Source organism: Hydrogenophaga sp. (assembly GCF_028698005.1).
GTDB lineage: Bacteria > Pseudomonadota > Gammaproteobacteria > Burkholderiales > Burkholderiaceae_C > Hydrogenophaga.
The window spans coordinates 24636-40566 of the sequence record NZ_JAQVEJ010000007.1; the positions used below are offsets into that span (position 1 = coordinate 24636).

The 15931-nt window shown below is 64.6% G+C and carries 22 protein-coding genes, 1 tRNA gene and 1 pseudogene; 20 read left to right on the forward strand and 4 right to left on the reverse strand.

From position 1 onward, the window contains the following. Positions 1-11 precede the first annotated feature (11 nt). The gene (glpK, locus tag PHQ87_RS01640; protein ID WP_300230532.1) at positions 12-1607 is read right to left on the reverse strand and encodes a glycerol kinase GlpK; all 1596 of its coding nucleotides are present in this window, start codon (positions 1605-1607) and stop codon (positions 12-14) included. Positions 1608-1704: 97 nt separating this feature from the next. Between glpK and PHQ87_RS01645 the strand changes: the two genes are divergently transcribed. The 20 genes from PHQ87_RS01645 (at position 1705) to PHQ87_RS01740 (ending at position 12592) form a co-directional block, all read left to right on the forward strand. Beyond that, positions 1705-3291, forward strand: coding sequence for a glycerol-3-phosphate dehydrogenase/oxidase (locus tag PHQ87_RS01645; protein ID WP_300230534.1), 1587 nt, complete (start codon positions 1705-1707; stop codon positions 3289-3291). Positions 3292-3496: 205 nt separating this feature from the next. Then, a complete protein-coding gene (gene rplN, locus PHQ87_RS01650) occupies positions 3497-3865 on the forward strand; it encodes a 50S ribosomal protein L14 (RefSeq protein ID WP_300230536.1) in 369 nt (122 codons plus the stop codon). A 9-nt stretch (positions 3866-3874) separates the two neighbouring features. Then, complete coding sequence (gene rplX / locus PHQ87_RS01655; protein ID WP_300230538.1) at positions 3875-4195, forward strand: 50S ribosomal protein L24; 321 nt, start codon at positions 3875-3877, stop codon at positions 4193-4195. Between the two features lie 2 nt (positions 4196-4197). Next, a complete protein-coding gene (rplE, locus tag PHQ87_RS01660) occupies positions 4198-4737 on the forward strand; it encodes a 50S ribosomal protein L5 (RefSeq protein ID WP_300230540.1) in 540 nt (179 codons plus the stop codon). An 8-nt stretch (positions 4738-4745) separates the two neighbouring features. Beyond that, positions 4746-5051 carry a 30S ribosomal protein S14 gene (gene rpsN, locus PHQ87_RS01665; protein WP_300230542.1) on the forward strand — a complete coding sequence of 102 codons (306 nt, stop codon included), beginning with the start codon at positions 4746-4748 and terminating at the stop codon, positions 5049-5051. Between the two features lie 18 nt (positions 5052-5069). Beyond that, the gene (rpsH, locus tag PHQ87_RS01670) at positions 5070-5465 is read left to right on the forward strand and encodes a 30S ribosomal protein S8 (protein WP_300230544.1); all 396 of its coding nucleotides are present in this window, start codon (positions 5070-5072) and stop codon (positions 5463-5465) included. A 24-nt stretch (positions 5466-5489) separates the two neighbouring features. After that, positions 5490-6023: a 50S ribosomal protein L6 gene (rplF, locus tag PHQ87_RS01675; RefSeq protein ID WP_300230546.1), complete on the forward strand. Its 534-nt coding sequence runs from the start codon at positions 5490-5492 to the stop codon at positions 6021-6023. 11 nt (positions 6024-6034) lie between these two features. Continuing rightward, a complete protein-coding gene (gene rplR / locus PHQ87_RS01680) occupies positions 6035-6400 on the forward strand; it encodes a 50S ribosomal protein L18 (protein WP_300230548.1) in 366 nt (121 codons plus the stop codon). An 18-nt stretch (positions 6401-6418) separates the two neighbouring features. Continuing rightward, positions 6419-6937, forward strand: coding sequence for a 30S ribosomal protein S5 (rpsE, locus tag PHQ87_RS01685; protein WP_300230550.1), 519 nt, complete (start codon positions 6419-6421; stop codon positions 6935-6937). An 11-nt stretch (positions 6938-6948) separates the two neighbouring features. Further along, positions 6949-7131, forward strand: a complete 183-nt coding sequence (gene rpmD / locus PHQ87_RS01690; protein ID WP_300230552.1) for a 50S ribosomal protein L30 — start codon at positions 6949-6951, stop codon at positions 7129-7131. Between the two features lie 29 nt (positions 7132-7160). Continuing rightward, entirely contained in the window at positions 7161-7595 is a 435-nt protein-coding gene (rplO, locus tag PHQ87_RS01695) for a 50S ribosomal protein L15 (protein ID WP_300230554.1), read from the forward strand. A gap of 26 nt (positions 7596-7621) precedes the next feature. Then, complete coding sequence (gene secY, locus PHQ87_RS01700; RefSeq protein WP_300230556.1) at positions 7622-8935, forward strand: preprotein translocase subunit SecY; 1314 nt, start codon at positions 7622-7624, stop codon at positions 8933-8935. A gap of 8 nt (positions 8936-8943) precedes the next feature. Next, positions 8944-9162 (forward strand): translation initiation factor IF-1, encoded by a 219-nt coding sequence (gene infA, locus PHQ87_RS01705; protein WP_300230558.1) that lies wholly within the window; start codon positions 8944-8946, stop codon positions 9160-9162. A 44-nt stretch (positions 9163-9206) separates the two neighbouring features. Then, on the forward strand, positions 9207-9320 hold the full coding sequence (gene rpmJ, locus PHQ87_RS01710; protein WP_300230560.1) for a 50S ribosomal protein L36: 114 nt from the start codon (positions 9207-9209) through the stop codon (positions 9318-9320). Positions 9321-9337: 17 nt separating this feature from the next. Then, positions 9338-9703: a 30S ribosomal protein S13 gene (gene rpsM, locus PHQ87_RS01715; protein ID WP_300230562.1), complete on the forward strand. Its 366-nt coding sequence runs from the start codon at positions 9338-9340 to the stop codon at positions 9701-9703. Positions 9704-9722: 19 nt separating this feature from the next. Further along, a complete protein-coding gene (gene rpsK, locus PHQ87_RS01720; protein WP_300230564.1) occupies positions 9723-10124 on the forward strand; it encodes a 30S ribosomal protein S11 in 402 nt (133 codons plus the stop codon). Between the two features lie 189 nt (positions 10125-10313). Next, a complete protein-coding gene (rpsD, locus tag PHQ87_RS01725) occupies positions 10314-10937 on the forward strand; it encodes a 30S ribosomal protein S4 (protein ID WP_300230566.1) in 624 nt (207 codons plus the stop codon). 93 nt (positions 10938-11030) lie between these two features. Beyond that, the gene (gene rpoA, locus PHQ87_RS01730) at positions 11031-12011 is read left to right on the forward strand and encodes a DNA-directed RNA polymerase subunit alpha (RefSeq protein WP_300230568.1); all 981 of its coding nucleotides are present in this window, start codon (positions 11031-11033) and stop codon (positions 12009-12011) included. 91 nt (positions 12012-12102) lie between these two features. Beyond that, positions 12103-12498 (forward strand): 50S ribosomal protein L17, encoded by a 396-nt coding sequence (gene rplQ / locus PHQ87_RS01735; RefSeq protein ID WP_300230570.1) that lies wholly within the window; start codon positions 12103-12105, stop codon positions 12496-12498. A 17-nt stretch (positions 12499-12515) separates the two neighbouring features. Continuing rightward, positions 12516-12592, forward strand: a tRNA-Met gene (locus tag PHQ87_RS01740). 229 nt (positions 12593-12821) lie between these two features. On the opposite strand, the gene PHQ87_RS01745 is transcribed toward PHQ87_RS01740, so the two are convergent. The 3 genes and pseudogenes from PHQ87_RS01745 to PHQ87_RS01755 form a co-directional block, all read right to left on the reverse strand. Beyond that, positions 12822-14021, reverse strand: a complete 1200-nt coding sequence (locus tag PHQ87_RS01745) for a Y-family DNA polymerase (protein ID WP_366524425.1) — start codon at positions 14019-14021, stop codon at positions 12822-12824. Between the two features lie 390 nt (positions 14022-14411). Continuing rightward, positions 14412-15422 (reverse strand): AraC family transcriptional regulator, encoded by a 1011-nt coding sequence (locus PHQ87_RS01750; protein ID WP_087864358.1) that lies wholly within the window; start codon positions 15420-15422, stop codon positions 14412-14414. 42 nt (positions 15423-15464) lie between these two features. After that, positions 15465-15931 (reverse strand): annotated as a pseudogene (locus PHQ87_RS01755) (serine hydrolase); the annotation flags it as partial.

Below are 15931 nucleotides of genomic sequence, written 5' to 3' on the forward strand. Positions count from 1 at the left end.
GTGGCGTTTGCTCAGGCGGCCACCGTCTGGCGCACGGCATGCTCCCACTCGGCCATGCGTTCGGCCGCGCGATCGCGCGAAAGCGTGGGGTAGAACGTGCGGTCGGCACGCCACTGGCCGGCCAGTTCCTGCAGCCCGGTATAGAGGCCGCACTGCAGGCCGGCCAGGTAGGCCGCACCCAGCGCGGTGGTCTCGGTCACCGCCGGGCGCACCACCGGAATGCCCAGCAGGTCGGCCTGGATCTGCATCAGCAGGTCGTTGACGCTGGCACCGCCATCCACCCGCAATTCGGACACCGGTACGCCGCCGGCGGCCATGGCGTCGCGGTTCATCGCCTGCAGCAGGGCCGCGCTCTGGAACGCGATGCTTTCCAGCGCGGCGCGGGCGATGTGGGCCATGGTGCTGCCCCGGCTCAGGCCGACGATGGCGGCACGCGCCTCGGGCTGCCAGTACGGCGCGCCCAGGCCGGTGAAGGCGGGGACCAGCACCACCCCCCCGGCGTCCGGCACGCTCTCGGCCAGGGCCTGCGCCTCGCTGCTGGAGCGGATCGCCTTCAGGCCGTCGCGCAGCCACTGCACCACCGCCCCTCCCATGAAAACGCTGCCCTCCAGCGCGAACTGCGGCGGGGAGGCCAGCCCCGTGGCGGGGAGCGTGGGGGCACCGGCCCCGCCGCCGGGCCGCCCCAAGGCGGGGCCAGCCCCCCCGGGGGGGAGCGAGCCACGCGCAGCGGCACCCACCTGCGCTACCGCCGTGGTGATCAGCCCGTTGCTGCTCGTCTGGAAGCGCTCGCCCGTGTGGCTGAGCAGGAAGCAGCCCGTGCCATAGGTGTTCTTGGCCATGCCGGCCTTGAAGCAGGCCTGGCCGAACAGCGCGCTTTGCTGGTCGCCCGCCACGCCCGCGATGGGCAGGCTCGTGCCCAGCAGCTCGGGCAGGGTGTCGCCGAACAGGGTGCTGGAGGGCAGTACCTCGGGCATCATCGCCGCCGGTACCCGCAGCGCCGCCAGCAGCCCGCTGTCCCACTGGCGTGTCTGCAGGTCCAGCAGCAGGGTGCGCGAGGCGTTGCTGTGGTCGGTGGCATGGACCGCGCCCCCGGTCAACTGCCAGATCAGCCAGCTGTCGATGGTGCCGAACGCCAGCTCGCCCGCTTCGGCGCGCGCGCGTGCGCCCGGCACATGGTCCAGGATCCAGGCGATCTTGGTGCCGGAAAAATAGGGGTCGATGCGCAGGCCGGTCTTGTGCAACACGGTCTCGGCCAGACCCTGCTCGCGCAGTGCCGCGCAGGCCTGGGCAGTGCGCCGGTCCTGCCAGACGATGGCGTTGTGGACCGGCCGGCCCGTGCGGCGCTCCCACACCACCGTGGTCTCGCGCTGGTTGGTGATGCCGATGGCGCGGATGCTGGCCGCCGCCAGGCCGGCCCGGTGCAGGGCCTCGCGTGCGGTGGCCAACTGGCTGTTCCAGATCTCCAGCGGGTCGTGCTCGACCCAGCCCGGCTGGGGGTAGATCTGGCGGAGCTCGCGCTGGGCCATGGCCACGATGCGGCCGGTGGCATCAAAGACGATGCTGCGCGAGCTGGACGTGCCCTGGTCGAGGGCCAGCAGGTAACTCATGGTCTGTCCCCTGTCTCCGTGGAGGGCCTGGCGGGATAATAGCCAACAACACCGGCCGTTGTCGCCGTGTCGTGCCGGCACGTTTCCACCCATCGCCATGACCCGTCAGGACCTGCTTGCTTCGCTCCGGTCATCCGACTGCCTCGACCTGGTGGTGGTCGGCGGAGGTGCCACCGGGCTGGGCGTGGCGCTCGATGCCGCGCTGCGCGGCTTTTCCGTGGCCCTGTTCGAGGCGAACGACTTCGCCAGCGGCACCTCGTCGCGCTCGACCAAGCTGCTGCATGGCGGTGTGCGTTATCTGGCCCAGGGCAATATCGCGCTGGTGCGCGAGGCCCTGGCCGAGCGCGCGACCGTGCTGCACCTGGCACCCCACCTGGCGCAGCCGCTGCCCTTCGTCATGCCCTCGTATGCGTGCTGGCAGAGCCCGTTCTACGGGGCTGGCCTGGCGATGTACGACCTGCTGGCGGGCCGGGCCGGGCTGGGCCGCACACGCTGGCTGAACAAGGCGCAGGCCATGGCGGCACTGCCCGGCGTGCGTGCCGATGGTCTGCGCGGCGGCGTCCAGTACTGGGACGGCCAGTTCGACGATGCCCGCCTGGCCCTGGCGCTGGCACGCACGGCCGAGGCTGCGGGGGCCCGGGTTCTCAACCACCTGCCGGTACAGGCCATCCGGCCCGATGTGGCTTCGCCCGGCCAGGGGCATGTCGTGACGGTGCAGGACCGCTTTTCCGGTGAGGTCCTGGCCCTGCGGGCGCGCTGCGTGGTCAATGCCGCCGGCGTCTGGGTGGACGATGTGCGGGCGCAGGCGGCGGGCGGTGGCCAGGCGCCGGCCCGCATGGTCAGCCCCAGCCAGGGGGTGCACGTGGTTGTTGACCGCGCGTTCCTGGCCGGCCACAGCGCGCTGCTGGTGCCCCGCACGCGCGACGGGCGCGTGCTGTTCGCCGTGCCCTGGCTGGGCAAGCTGGTGCTGGGCACGACCGACACGCCGCGCGACGATCTGCCGCGCGAGCCGCAGGCCTTCGCCGGCGAGCTGGCCTTCATCCTGCGCGAGGCGGGCCAGGTGCTGGCCCGACCGGTCACCCGTGCCGACATCCGCAGCGTCTGGGTCGGCCTGCGGCCGCTGGTGGCGGCGCCGACCCCGGCCGAGGGCGGCACCCAGTCGCTGTCGCGGGAACACACCATCGTGGTCGATCCGGGCGGGCTGGTCACGGTCACGGGCGGCAAATGGACGACCTACCGTGCCATGGCCGAAGACGTGCTCGAGCGCTGCTTCGAGGCCGGCCTGCTGCCGCGCCGGGCCGGTGGCACGACGGCGCGGCACCGCCTGGTCGGTGCGCCACCGGCCGGACAGGAAGCGGTGCCGATTCATCAGGCGCCGGGCCTGCACCTGTACGGCACCGAGGCGGGAGCCGTGCGCGCCCTTGCGGGTGCCGGGCGCGAACTGGGCATGGGTCTGACCGAAGCGATGGTGCGCCATGCGGTGCGTGCCGAATACGCCTGCACGGTGGAGGATGTGCTGGCGCGACGTTGGCGCTCACTCTTCCTTGATGCCGGGGAAGCCGCCGCCATGGCACCCGCAGTGGCCGACATTCTGGTCGACGAAGGCCTGTCGCAGGTGGGGCTCGATGCCTTCCTGGACCTGTGCGAACACTACCGCGGCCACCAGATCCCGACGGGCGGTTGAAACAAAGCGCTTGACTTGGCGGTTTCTTTGCGCAACAATAGCAGGCTTCGCTGTCAAAAGTGAAGTTATCTGCCCACCGAAGTGGCCAGGAATGTCAACGGGCCGGCGTCAAGCCGGAGCGTGCATCCGGGTTGCGACGACGGGCCCAAGACTGATCGCTCCCGGCCGTGGTGGCCGGGTGGATTCAAGTTGGGACTTAAATCAAATGATTCAAACGCAATCTCGACTCGATGTTGCTGACAACACGGGTGCGAAGTCCGTGATGTGCATCAAGGTGCTGGGTGGTTCCAAGCGCCGCTATGCCAGCGTGGGCGACATCATCAAGGTCAGCATCAAGGAAGCAGCGCCGCGTGGCCGCGTCAAGAAGGGCGAGGTCTACAACGCGGTGGTGGTGCGCACCGCCAAGGGCCTGCGTCGCCCCGATGGTGCCCTGATCAAGTTCGATGGCAACGCCGCTGTGTTGCTCAACGCCAAGCTGGAGCCCATTGGCACCCGCATCTTCGGCCCGGTCACGCGCGAACTGCGTACCGAGAAGTTCATGAAGATCGTGTCCCTGGCCCCCGAGGTTCTCTGAGGAATCATCATGAACAAGATTCGTAAGGGCGATGAAGTCATCGTGATCGCCGGCCGCGACAAAGGCAAGCGCGGCAAGGTGCTGCTGCGTGCAGCCGAAGACCGTGTGGTCGTCGAAGGCGTGAACATCGTCAAGAAGCACGCCAAGCCCAATCCCATGAAGGGTGTGACCGGTGGCATCGTCGAGAAGACCATGCCCATCCACCAGTCCAACGTGGCCATCTTCAATGCGGCCACCGGCAAGGCTGATCGCGTGGGTATCAAGGCGCTGGCCGATGGCAAGAAGGTCCGCGTCTACAAGTCCAGCGGCGAAGAAATCAAGGTGGCATGACCATGGCACGCTTTCAAGACATCTACCGCGACAAGATCGCTCCCGCGCTGACCGAGAAGTTCGGCTACAAGTCGCCCATGGAGGTGCCGCGCATCACCAAGATCACCCTGAACATGGGTGTGAGCGAAGCCGTGGCCGACAAGAAGGTGATGGACAACGCCGTCGCCGACCTGACCAAGATCGCCGGTCAGAAGCCTGTCGTCACCAAGGCCAAGAAGGCCATCGCCGGTTTCAAGATCCGCGAACAGCAGCCCATCGGCTGCATGGTGACGCTGCGTGGCGCCCGCATGTATGAATTCCTGGACCGTTTCGTCACCGTGGCCCTGCCGCGGGTGCGTGACTTCCGTGGTATTTCCGGCAAGGCATTCGATGGCCGTGGCAACTACAACATCGGTGTCAAGGAACAGATCATCTTCCCCGAGATCGAGTACGACAAGGTCGACGCCCTGCGTGGCCTGAACATCTCCATCACGACGACCGCCAAGACCGATGACGAGTGCAAGGCACTCCTGGCGGGTTTCCGTTTCCCGTTCAAGAACTGAGGTGGCGCGTGGCTAAGCAAGCACTACTCCAACGTGAACTCAAGCGCGAAAAGCTCGCCGCCAAGTTCGCCAAGAAATACGCCGAACTCAAGGCTACCGCCAACGATGCCAAGCGTTCTGATGAAGAGCGCGACGCCGCCCGTCTGGCGCTGCAGAAGCTGCCCCGCAACGCAAACCCGACCCGCCAGCGCAACCGCTGCGAGATCACCGGTCGTCCGCGTGGCACGTTCAACCACTTCGGCCTCGGCCGTGCCAAGGTCCGTGAAATGGCCTTCGCCGGCGAGATCCCCGGTGTGACCAAGGCCAGCTGGTAAGCCCTAGGAGAACCACAAATGAGCATGAGTGATCCTATCGCTGACATGTTGACCCGCATCCGCAACGCGCAGATGGTCGAGAAGACCACCGTGTCGATGCCGGCATCCAAACTCAAGGCTGCGATTGCCAAGGTCCTGCAGGACGAAGGCTACATCGATGGCTTCAAGGTGAAGAACGAGGGCGGCAAGAGCGAACTCGAGATTGCCCTGAAGTACTATGCCGGCCGCCCCGTGATCGAGCGCATCGAGCGCGTGAGCAAGCCGGGCCTGCGCGTCTACCGCGGCCGTGACGCCCTGCCCCAGGTCATGAACGGTCTGGGCGTGGCCATCGTCACCACCCCCAAGGGCGTGATGACCGATCGCAAGGCCCGTGCCGACGGCGTCGGTGGCGAAGTGCTGTGCTACGTCGCCTGATGCGGGCATTGAGGAGAAACTGAAATGTCACGTATTGGTAAGCAACCGGTTGCCGTCCCCGCCGGGGTCGAGGTAGCCGTCAAGGACGGGCTGGTCAACGTCAAGGGTTCGCTGGGCGCATTGAGCCTGGCCGAAAATGCCCTGGTCAAGATCGAGAACAACGCTGGCGTGCTCACGTTCACGCCGGCCGACGAATCGCGTGAGGCCAACGCCATGTCGGGCACCATGCGCCAGCTGGTGAACAACATGGTCACGGGCGTGAGCAAGGGTTTCGAGAAGAAGCTGACCCTGCTGGGCGTGGGCTTCAGGGCCCAGGCTCAAGGCAACAAGCTGAACCTGAACGTCGGCTTCTCGCATCCGGTCGAAATCGAGATGCCCGCCGGCATCAAGGCCGAGACCCCGACGCCGACCGAGGTCGTCATCAAGGGCGCTGATCGTCAGCGCGTGGGCCAGATCGCTTCCGAAGTGCGCGGCGTGCGCCCCCCGGAGCCCTACAAGGGCAAGGGCATCCGCTATGCGGATGAGAAGGTCGTGATCAAGGAAACCAAGAAGAAGTAAGGATCAGGATCATGCTGACGAAAAAAGAGCAACGCCTGCGCCGTGCCCGCCAGACGCGTATCCGTATCGGGCAGCAGGGAGCTGTTCGCCTGACCGTGAACCGCACCAACCTGCACATCTATGCCAGCGTCATCTCCGGCGATGGCACCAAGGTGCTGGCCACTGCCTCCACCGTCGAAGCCGAGGTGCGCAGCCAGATTGGCGCCGCCGGCAAGGGCGGCAACACCGCCGCCGCTGCCCTGATCGGCAAGCGCATTGCCGAGAAGGCCAAGGCCGCCGGCATCGAGAAGGTCGCCTTCGATCGCGCCGGTTTTGCCTACCACGGCCGTGTCAAGGCCCTCGCCGATGCGGCTCGTGAAGCCGGTCTGCAGTTCTGATCAGACGGGATACACAAAATGGCTAAATTTCAGGCTAACGTGAAGAACGAAGCGAACGACGACGGTCTGCGCGAAAAGATGATCGCGATCAACCGCGTGACCAAGGTGGTCAAGGGTGGTCGTATCCTCGGTTTCGCCGCGCTGACCGTGGTCGGCGATGGCGACGGCCGTGTCGGCATGGGCAAGGGCAAGGCCCGCGAAGTGCCCGTGGCCGTGCAAAAGGCCATGGAGCAGGCCCGCCGCAACATGATCAAGGTGTCGCTCAAGAGCGGTTCCCTGCACCACGCCGTTCACGGTGAGCATGGTGCCTCGCGCGTCATGATGTTGCCCGCCTCCAAGGGTACCGGCATCATTGCCGGCGGCCCGATGCGCGCCGTCTTCGAAGTGCTGGGCGTGACCGACGTCGTGGCCAAGAGCCACGGCTCGAGCAACCCCTACAACCTGGTGCGCGCCACGATGGACGCACTGAAGAATTCGACCACGCCTGCCGAGATCGCTGCCAAGCGCGGCAAGTCGGTCGAGGAAATTCTGGGCTGATTGGAGCGACCATGACCACCCCAACCACCGTCAAGATCCAGCTGGTTCGCAGCCCCATCGGCTGCAAGCAGTCGCACCGCGACACCATTCGCGGCCTGGGCCTGCGCAAGCTCAACAGCGTGAGCGAGCTGCAGGACACCCCGGCCGTGCGCGGCATGATCAACAAGGTCAGCTACCTCGTCAAGGTGCTGTGAACACGGCACCCGGTAAGGACACACAAGCCATGGAACTCAACACCATTCAACCCGCAGCCGGCGCCAAGCACGCTGCGCGCCGTGTCGGCCGCGGCATCGGCTCCGGCCTGGGCAAGACCGCCGGCCGCGGTCACAAGGGCCAGAAGTCGCGCTCCGGTGGCTACCACAAGGTGGGCTTCGAAGGCGGCCAGATGCCGCTGCAGCGTCGTCTGCCCAAGCGCGGCTTCAAGTCGCAGACCCTGCGCTTCAACGCCGAGGTGACCCTGGCGCAATTGAACGCCCTGGACGTGGCCGAGGTCGACGTGCTGGCGCTCAAGCAGGCAGGCCTGGTCGGCCAGCTGGCCAAGCGCGTGAAGGTCGTCAAGACCGGTGAGATCACCCGCGCCGTCACCCTCAAGGACATCGCCGCGACGGCAGGTGCCAAGGCTGCCATCGAGGCGGCTGGTGGCTCCGTGGCTGCCTGATCGGCTTAACGACGCAAAGGCACTCTGTGGCAACCGGCTCCACGACTCTGGCCAAGGCGGGCAAGTACGGCGACCTGCGTCGCCGGTTGATCTTCCTGCTGATGGCGATGGTCGTCTACCGCATCGGGGCGCATATCCCGGTGCCGGGAATCGACCCGGCCCAGCTCGAGCAGCTCTTCAAGGGGCAGCAGGGCGGCATCCTCAGTCTGTTCAACATGTTCTCGGGCGGTGCGCTCTCGCGCTTCACCGTCTTTGCGCTGGGCATCATGCCGTACATCTCGGCATCGATCATCATGCAGTTGATGACCTACGTGGTGCCCACGTTCGAGCAGTTGAAAAAGGAAGGGGAAGCCGGGCGCCGCAAGATCACCTCCTACACGCGCTACGGTACGCTGGCACTGGCGATCTTCCAGGCCATGGGCATCGCCCTGGCTCTCGAAGGTCAGGCGGGCCTGGTCATCAGTCCCGGCCTGGGCTTTCGTATCACTGCGGTGGTCAGCCTGGTGGCAGGCACCATGTTTCTGATGTGGCTGGGTGAACAGATCACCGAGCGTGGTCTGGGCAACGGCATCTCGCTGCTGATCTTCGCGGGTATCGCGGCCGGTCTGCCGAGCGCCGTCGGTGGTCTGCTGGAGCTGGTGCGCACCGGTGCCATGAACATCCTGGTGGCCCTGTTCATCATCGTCCTGGTGGCGGTGGTGACCTGGTTCGTGGTGTACGTGGAACGCGGTCAGCGCAAGATTCTGGTGAATTACGCACGCCGCCAGGTGGGCAACAAGGTCTATGGTGGCCAGTCGTCCCACCTGCCGCTGAAGTTGAACATGGCTGGCGTGATTCCGCCGATCTTTGCCTCGTCCATCATCCTGTTGCCGACCACCATCGTCAGCTGGGTGAGCTCCGGTGACTCGACCCGGTGGTTGCGTGACATCGCCTCGGCGCTGTCGCCTGGCCAGCCGATCTATGTCGGCCTCTATGCTGCAGCGATCATTTTCTTCTGCTTCTTCTACACGGCCCTGGTGTTCAACAGCCGGGAGACAGCCGACAACCTGAAGAAGAGCGGCGCGTTCATCCCCGGTATTCGGCCGGGAGACCAGACGGCACGCTACATCGACAAGATCCTGCTGCGGCTGACGCTGGCTGGTGCCATCTACATCACCGCTGTCTGTCTGTTGCCCGAGTTCCTGATCCTGAAGTACAACGTTCCCTTCTATTTCGGTGGCACCTCGCTGCTGATCATTGTGGTGGTGACGATGGACTTCATGTCCCAGGTGCAAAATTACATGATGTCCCAACAGTACGAATCACTGTTGAAGAAGGCGAATTTCAAAACCACCCTCTGAGTGCCATCATGGCCAAGGACGACGTTATCGAAATGCAGGGCGAGGTGATCGAAAACCTCCCCAACGCCACCTTCAGGGTCAAGCTCGAAAACGGGCACGTGGTCCTGGGGCACATTTCCGGCAAGATGCGGATGCACTACATCCGGATCCTGCCGGGGGACAAGGTCAAAGTGGAGCTCACGCCTTATGACCTCACCCGGGCGCGGATTGTGTTCCGCACCAAGTGACAGGTCATCTGTCGAACGTATCTGGAAGTATTTAGGAGAAGACTATGAGAGTTTCGGCTTCGGTCAAAAAAATGTGCCGCAACTGTAAGATCATCCGTCGCAAGGGCGTGGTGCGCATCATCTGCACCGACCCGCGTCACAAACAGCGTCAAGGCTGAGCCTTTAGAGGACCCACATGGCACGTATTGCAGGTATCAACATTCCGCCACACAAGCATGCTGAGATCGGCCTGACCGCCATCTTCGGCATCGGGCGTACCCGTGCTCGCAAGATCTGCGAAGCTGCCGGCATCGAGTACAGCCGGAAGATCAAGGACCTGACCGACGCCGAGCTCGAAAAGGTGCGCGACCAGGTTGGCCAGTTCACCATCGAAGGTGACCTGCGCCGCGAAACGACGATGAACATCAAGCGCCTGATGGACATCGGCTGCTACCGCGGCTTCCGCCATCGCCGCGGCTTGCCGGTGCGTGGCCAGCGCACCAAGACCAATGCGCGCACGCGCAAGGGTCCGCGCAAGGCTGCCCAGTCGCTGAAGAAATAAAAGGGTTTGAAGGATTTCCATGGCTAAGCAACAATCCAGCGCCGCCGCCCGTGTCCGCAAGAAGGTCCGCAAGAACATTGCGGACGGCATTGCCCACGTGCACGCCTCGTTCAACAACACCATCATCACCATCACCGACCGCCAGGGCAACGCTCTGTCCTGGGCGTCGTCGGGTGGCCAGGGCTTCAAGGGTTCGCGCAAATCGACCCCCTTCGCTGCCCAGGTGGCATCCGAAATGGCTGGCCGCGCCGCCATGGAACAAGGGATCAAGAACCTGGACGTCGAGATCAAGGGTCCTGGCCCGGGTCGCGAGTCGTCCGTGCGCGCCCTGGGCGCCCTGGGCATCCGCATCACGTCCATCTCCGACGTGACCCCGGTGCCACACAACGGCTGCCGTCCGCAAAAGCGCCGCCGCATCTGATCTGAAGCGACACTTGCCGTGGAGGATTCCCCCGCGGTAAAATCAAAAGCTTTTTCGAGCGCCACCGCAGTCACGCTGCGGTGGCATTTTTGCTAAGCCCACTGCCCCCGAGACATCGGAAGGCTCCCGCGATGGTGTCCCGCCTGCTGGCCGGACCCGGGTCGCGGCAGAAACGACAAGGAACCCAACGTGGCACGTTATCTCGGCCCCAAGGCCAAACTTTCCCGCCGTGAAGGCACCGACCTGCTGCTCAAGAGCGCCCGCCGCTCTATCAGCGACAAGGCCAAGTTCGACTCCAAGCCCGGCCAGCATGGCCGCACGTCTGGCCAGCGCACGTCCGATTACGGTCTGCAGCTGCGTGAGAAGCAGAAGGTCAAGCGCATGTACGGCGTGCTGGAAAAGCAGTTCCGCCGTTACTTTGCCGAGGCCGACCGCCGCCGTGGCAACACCGGTGCCAACCTGCTGTTCCTGCTGGAGTCGCGTCTGGACAACGTGGTGTTCCGCATGGGCTTCGCCTCGACCCGCGCCGAAGCACGCCAGATGGTGTCGCACAAGGCCATCACGGTCAACGGCAACCCCGTCAACATTCCCTCCTATGCAGTCAAGGCGGGCGATGTGGTCGCCGTGCGCGAGAAGGCCAAGAAGCAGACCCGCGTGATCGAGGCACTGGATCTGGCCAAGCAGATCGGTTTCCCGGGCTGGGTGGAAGTGTCGGCCGACAAGGCCGAGGGTGTCTTCAAGAAGACGCCTGATCGCGACGAGTTCGGTGCCGACATCAACGAATCGCTGATTGTCGAGTTGTATTCGCGTTAATTCCGTTCCCGGCACGCGCGGCCGCCGCGCGTCCGGGCCATGCTCCGTCTGCCTTATCGGTGTAACGAGCCGAGGGAACTGAAGGAAGTCTGAATGTTGAACAATCTGCTCAAGCCCAAAACCATCAATGTCGAGCAAATCTCGGCCAACCGTGCGAAGGTGACCCTGGAGCCGTTCGAGCGCGGGTATGGTCACACCCTGGGCAACGCGCTGCGCCGTGTGCTGCTCTCCTCGATGGTCGGGCATGCCCCCACCGAGGTGACCATTGCGGGCGTTGTGCACGAGTACTCGTCGATCGACGGTGTGCAGGAAGACGTCGTCAACATGCTGTTGAACCTCAAGGGCGTGGTGTTCAAGCTCCACAACCGCGATGAGGTCACGCTGAGCCTGCGCAAGGACGGTGAGGGTGTCGTCACCGCAGCCGACATCCAGACGCCGCATGACGTCGAAATCGGCAATCCCGAGCACGTCATTGCCACCCTGTCGCAGGGCGCCAAGCTGGACATGCAGATCAAGGTGGAAAAGGGTCGTGGCTATGTGCCGGGCAACCTGCGTCGCAGCGACGACACCCGTTCGCTGGGCCGCATCGTGCTGGACGCCTCGTTCTCGCCGATCAAGCGCGTGAGCTACACCGTCGAAAGCGCGCGCGTCGAGCAGCGTACCGATCTGGACAAGCTGGTGCTGGAAATCGAGACCAATGGCTCCATCGGCCCGGAAGAGGCCGTGCGCGCCTCGGCCAAGATCCTGGTCGAGCAACTGGCGGTGTTCGCGCAGCTTGAAGGTGCCGAACTCGACTTCGATAACCAGGCGTCCCGCCCGGTAGAGAAGTTCGATCCGATCCTGCTGCGCCCGGTGGACGAACTCGAACTCACCGTGCGCTCGGCCAACTGCCTCAAGGCCGAGAACATCTACTACATCGGTGACCTGATCCAGCGCACCGAGAACGAGCTGCTCAAGACCCCGAACCTGGGTCGCAAGTCGCTCAACGAAATCAAGGAAGTGCTGGCTTCGCGCGGTCTGACCCTGGGCATGAAGCTGGAAAACTGGCCGCCCGCCGGTCTGGACAAGCACTGATCCGCCGATTGTCAACCCTCCGTCAATACGTCTGACGACCCCTCCCAGTACCTGACACGGCTGGGGGCAAAACACTGAAAGGAAACTGAAAATGCGTCACGGACACGGTCTGCGCAAACTGAACCGCACCAGCGAGCACCGCCAGGCGATGCTGCGCAACATGATGAACTCGCTGCTCACGCACGAGGTCATCAAGACCACCCTGCCCAAGGCCAAGGAGCTGCGGCGCGTGGTGGAACCCATGATCACCCTGGCCAAGGAGCCCACCGTGGCCAACCGCCGCCTGGCGTTTGACCGCCTGCGCGACCGCGACGTCGTGGTCAAGCTGTTCGACGAACTGGGCCCGCGCTTCAAGGCCCGTCCGGGTGGCTACACCCGCATCCTGAAGATGGGCTTCCGCGTGGGCGACAATGCCCCGATGGCCCTGGTCGAGCTGGTCGATCGTGCGGCAGAGGAAACGCCGGCGGAAGACGGCGAAAAAGCGTGATATAATTTCAGTCTTGACGCGGAGTGGAGCAGCCTGGTAGCTCGTTGGGCTCATAACCCAAAGGTCGCAAGTTCAAATCTTGCCTCCGCAACCAATAAAATCAAGCACTTAGCTTGTCTTAAAACCCGCCGCAAGGCGGGTTTTTTGTTTCTGTGTCGAGGTTTGTGACGAGGTCTGTGCCGTCACAAGAGGCCCGTTTTGGTTTGTGACCTTTGGGCAGATGGATACAGGTCGCAGATTTAGTGACCGTTGGGCATCTCTTTTTGCGCTGAAGCTGTGTCGACCCTACCTCGTCACAAGGGGATTTGAGGCCATTGACGGTCCTAAGCCCTGACCGCCGGCACATCCTCCAGCCGCGTCGTGTACTGCGGTGTCCGCCTCTCCTGCTTCATGCCCCATGCCCGCACCGGTGCTGTCTGCCCGGTGGACCCCACATGGACGGTTCCTTTTCCGTAGCGCTGGTTGATGACATCCATGGCCACCATCAGCCGTGACCGGTTCCGTGGTGTCTCAGCCTCATGCTCAGGCTCCAAGTCCAGCTCCTGCTGCTGGACGCTTGTTGGCTGAAGATCCACGAGGATGACCCCGGCCTTGATGAACCGGTAGCCCGGCAGGTACATCCGTCGCATGGCATCGGCTGCGGCGCCTGCGAGCAGCCGGCTGTCATCCGTGGGTCTGCGCAGTGGCACCACCACACTGCGCGAGAGCTGGGGTCCTTGCCGATGCGGTGAGGTGTGCATGAACACCAGCAGTTCACGGGCTAGGCTGTTCTGCTTCCTCAGCTTCTCTCCCGCCCGGCTGGCGAACTCGCTGACCGCTTCGATCAGCGGCTCCAGTTCGGTCACCGGCTTGCCGAAGGAGCGGGTGCAGGCAATCTGCTGCTTGGGTTCTGGGGCATCGTCCAGATCCACGTAGGGCTGCCCCTGCAGCTCCCGAACCGTCTTCTCCAGCGTCACGTTCCAGCCACGGCGGATGGTGGCCGGATCCATGCGCACCAGGTCCAGCACCGTCTGGATGCCGTGCTCCTTGAGCTGCTTGCCGATTCGCCGGCCCACGCCCCACACCTCGCCGACATCGGTGGCTTTGAGTACATCATCCAGATCCTGTGCCGGCAACGCGGCCAGGTTGCACACCTGCGCCAGTTCCGCCGGATAGCTGCCCGGCTTGCGCTCGGCGGTCTTGGCGATGTGGTTGGCCAGCTTGGCCAAGGTCTTGGTCGGTGCAATGCCAATACAGGTCGGGATGCCGATCCACTGCAGGATCCGGGCTCGGATCTTGTGTGCCCTGAGCACCAGGTCACCCGGCACCCCTTGCAGACCGATGAAGCTCTCGTCGATGCTGTAGATCTCCTGGGTGGGACCCAGGCCGGCGGCCAGGCTCATCATCCGGTCGCTCATGTCCCCATACAGGGTGAAGTTGGCCGACAAGGCCACCAGTCCCGCTTGCTGCTCCAGATGGCGGATCTGGAACCAGGGTGCGCCCATGCGGATGCCGAGGTCCTTGGCCTCGTTCGAGCGGGCAATGGCACAGCCATCGTTGTTTCTGAATGACCCTAACTGTTAGTAGGTATTTAGTCGTTGATTCTTCAACAAGAATCAAGACTAACAGTTTTGTACGTAATAAGGCTCAATTCGAGCACGCTCTGAGTCGTTGAAGTAGGAGGCCCAGCGCCACCCTGATCGACGCAGGACGACCCTCAAGAGCCGCTCAGAATTTCTGGCCCAGCGCCGGCAGTGCAGCGGGAGCGGCCGGTCAGTCACTCACGCCGCAAGACCGCGCTCGGCCACGAGCGGACGGCCGGCTGGTTGCCGAACAACGGCCACTCGGCAGTTACCTGCCCGGGGACCTGCCGTCGGCTCGTCGACCTTCTACCGCCGAACTGCTCCGTCTCACAGACATCGCCCCGAATGCGTTCAGCGCCGAGAAAGCGTCGTCGAGGGCGATTCGCCGAACCGGTTGCGGTAGCTGGCGGCAAACATGCCGAGGTTGGCGTAGCCCCAGGCTTCGGCCACGTCTCGAACCTTGGTCTGTGGAGAGGCCACCAGCAGCTCTGCGCGCACGCCGTTCAGGCGGATGTCGCGCAGGCACTGCATCGGCGTGCAGCCCCTGAACTCCCGAAACGCGGCATTGAGGGTGCGCACGCTGACGCCGGCACTCCGCGCCAGTTCGCTCAAGGTGGGCGCGTGCTGAGCATGGTCTCGCATGTGCTGTTCGGCCAGCAGCACATGGCGAGGCACCAGTCGGTGCACAGTCGGCTCCTGAGGGCTCTCCAGCTGCTGTCGCCACAACGTCAACAGGTGCAGCCCGATCATCTCCTCCAGGTGTCGCCCCAGCGGACCCTGCTCCACCGCGTCCGGCATCTCGGTGATGCAGCGGCACACGTAGGACAACAGGCTGATCCAGCTGGACTGCGCACCGCCGAAGCGGAACTTGCGGGCCCACATCCGCTCATCAGCCGGCGCGCCGAACCAGCGTTCGTGGAGCGCGGCCATCGCATCATGCTGGAAGGTCAGGTTGACCTGCAGATGATGCGGATCGGCATCGAGCCAGTAGTGGGTGCGCGAGTTGTCCACGAGGAAGGCTTCGCCAACCCCCGTGTCCGCATACTCCCGCCCGCTCGACCAGTGCCGAATGGCGCCACGCAGGGTCGTGAGGACCAGGCCGGTGCCGGCCTCCGCGGCAAAACCGGTCAGGTGCACTGGCACGCCGTAGCTGAAGCGGCTGAGCGTGAAGTGCCCGATGCGGATGGCGTCGAGCACCGAGTCGGGCTGCCGCACGAGCCCGACCGGCGCCGCGTCATACGGCATGTAGACCTGCTTGCACCAGTGCTGCACCTCGTCCCAATCCGTCGACGCCACCAGACGGTGGCGGGTGCTGGGGGCACCGGTGACGTCGGTGACCAGGACGTTGCGGATCGCTTCCATGCCGGTGTACTCCTCACGGCGTGCGCCGCGGAAGTCAGCGGCTCACCGGTGATGATAGACGGCCGTCTCGAACTCCACAAAGCCTGGGTACGACGCCGTGTCCTGGAACGGCAGGATCTGGGTCGCCCAGTAGCCGCCGATCCCGCTGCTGCGGTCGATCCAGTAGAAGCAGTTGGCCAGACCGGCCCACATCAGCGAGTTGGCGGGGCGGCCCGAGGGCGTGCGCTCGCGGTTGGTCATGAAGGTGTAGGCCCATCCCTTGGCGGTGCCCGGGAAGAACTCGCCGGTGTTGCTGAGCGACGGGATCGACGTGGTCCACCCGCCAACCGACAGCCCGAGGGCGGCGAGGCCGTCCTGCGACATCTGCTGCACGGTCTCGGCCTTGAGCACACGGCCGTTCGGCCCGGCGCCGTCATTCAGGATCATGCGGATGAACTTCATGTACTCGCCCACCGTGGCGTACAGGCCATGGCCGCCCATGTCCATCGGCGGCGGATCGGGCAGCACCA

What these genes read in the sequence shown, in the direction of transcription:
- glpK (WP_300230532.1), bottom strand. Translation starts at nt 1,607, where the DNA reads ATGAGTTACCTGCTGGCCCTCGACCAGGGCACGTCCAGCTCGCGCAGC.
- PHQ87_RS01645 (WP_300230534.1), top strand. Translation starts at nt 1,705, where the DNA reads ATGACCCGTCAGGACCTGCTTGCTTCGCTCCGGTCATCCGACTGCCTC.
- rplN (WP_300230536.1), top strand. Translation starts at nt 3,497, where the DNA reads ATGATTCAAACGCAATCTCGACTCGATGTTGCTGACAACACGGGTGCG.
- rplX (WP_300230538.1), top strand. Translation starts at nt 3,875, where the DNA reads ATGAACAAGATTCGTAAGGGCGATGAAGTCATCGTGATCGCCGGCCGC.
- rplE (WP_300230540.1), top strand. Translation starts at nt 4,198, where the DNA reads ATGGCACGCTTTCAAGACATCTACCGCGACAAGATCGCTCCCGCGCTG.
- rpsH (WP_300230544.1), top strand. Translation starts at nt 5,070, where the DNA reads ATGAGCATGAGTGATCCTATCGCTGACATGTTGACCCGCATCCGCAAC.
- rplF (WP_300230546.1), top strand. Translation starts at nt 5,490, where the DNA reads ATGTCACGTATTGGTAAGCAACCGGTTGCCGTCCCCGCCGGGGTCGAG.
- rplR (WP_300230548.1), top strand. Translation starts at nt 6,035, where the DNA reads ATGCTGACGAAAAAAGAGCAACGCCTGCGCCGTGCCCGCCAGACGCGT.
- rpsE (WP_300230550.1), top strand. Translation starts at nt 6,419, where the DNA reads ATGGCTAAATTTCAGGCTAACGTGAAGAACGAAGCGAACGACGACGGT.
- rpmD (WP_300230552.1), top strand. Translation starts at nt 6,949, where the DNA reads ATGACCACCCCAACCACCGTCAAGATCCAGCTGGTTCGCAGCCCCATC.
- rplO (WP_300230554.1), top strand. Translation starts at nt 7,161, where the DNA reads ATGGAACTCAACACCATTCAACCCGCAGCCGGCGCCAAGCACGCTGCG.
- infA (WP_300230558.1), top strand. Translation starts at nt 8,944, where the DNA reads ATGGCCAAGGACGACGTTATCGAAATGCAGGGCGAGGTGATCGAAAAC.
- rpmJ (WP_300230560.1), top strand. Translation starts at nt 9,207, where the DNA reads ATGAGAGTTTCGGCTTCGGTCAAAAAAATGTGCCGCAACTGTAAGATC.
- rpsM (WP_300230562.1), top strand. Translation starts at nt 9,338, where the DNA reads ATGGCACGTATTGCAGGTATCAACATTCCGCCACACAAGCATGCTGAG.
- rpsK (WP_300230564.1), top strand. Translation starts at nt 9,723, where the DNA reads ATGGCTAAGCAACAATCCAGCGCCGCCGCCCGTGTCCGCAAGAAGGTC.
- rpoA (WP_300230568.1), top strand. Translation starts at nt 11,031, where the DNA reads ATGTTGAACAATCTGCTCAAGCCCAAAACCATCAATGTCGAGCAAATC.
- rplQ (WP_300230570.1), top strand. Translation starts at nt 12,103, where the DNA reads ATGCGTCACGGACACGGTCTGCGCAAACTGAACCGCACCAGCGAGCAC.
- PHQ87_RS01750 (WP_087864358.1), bottom strand. Translation starts at nt 15,422, where the DNA reads ATGGAAGCGATCCGCAACGTCCTGGTCACCGACGTCACCGGTGCCCCC.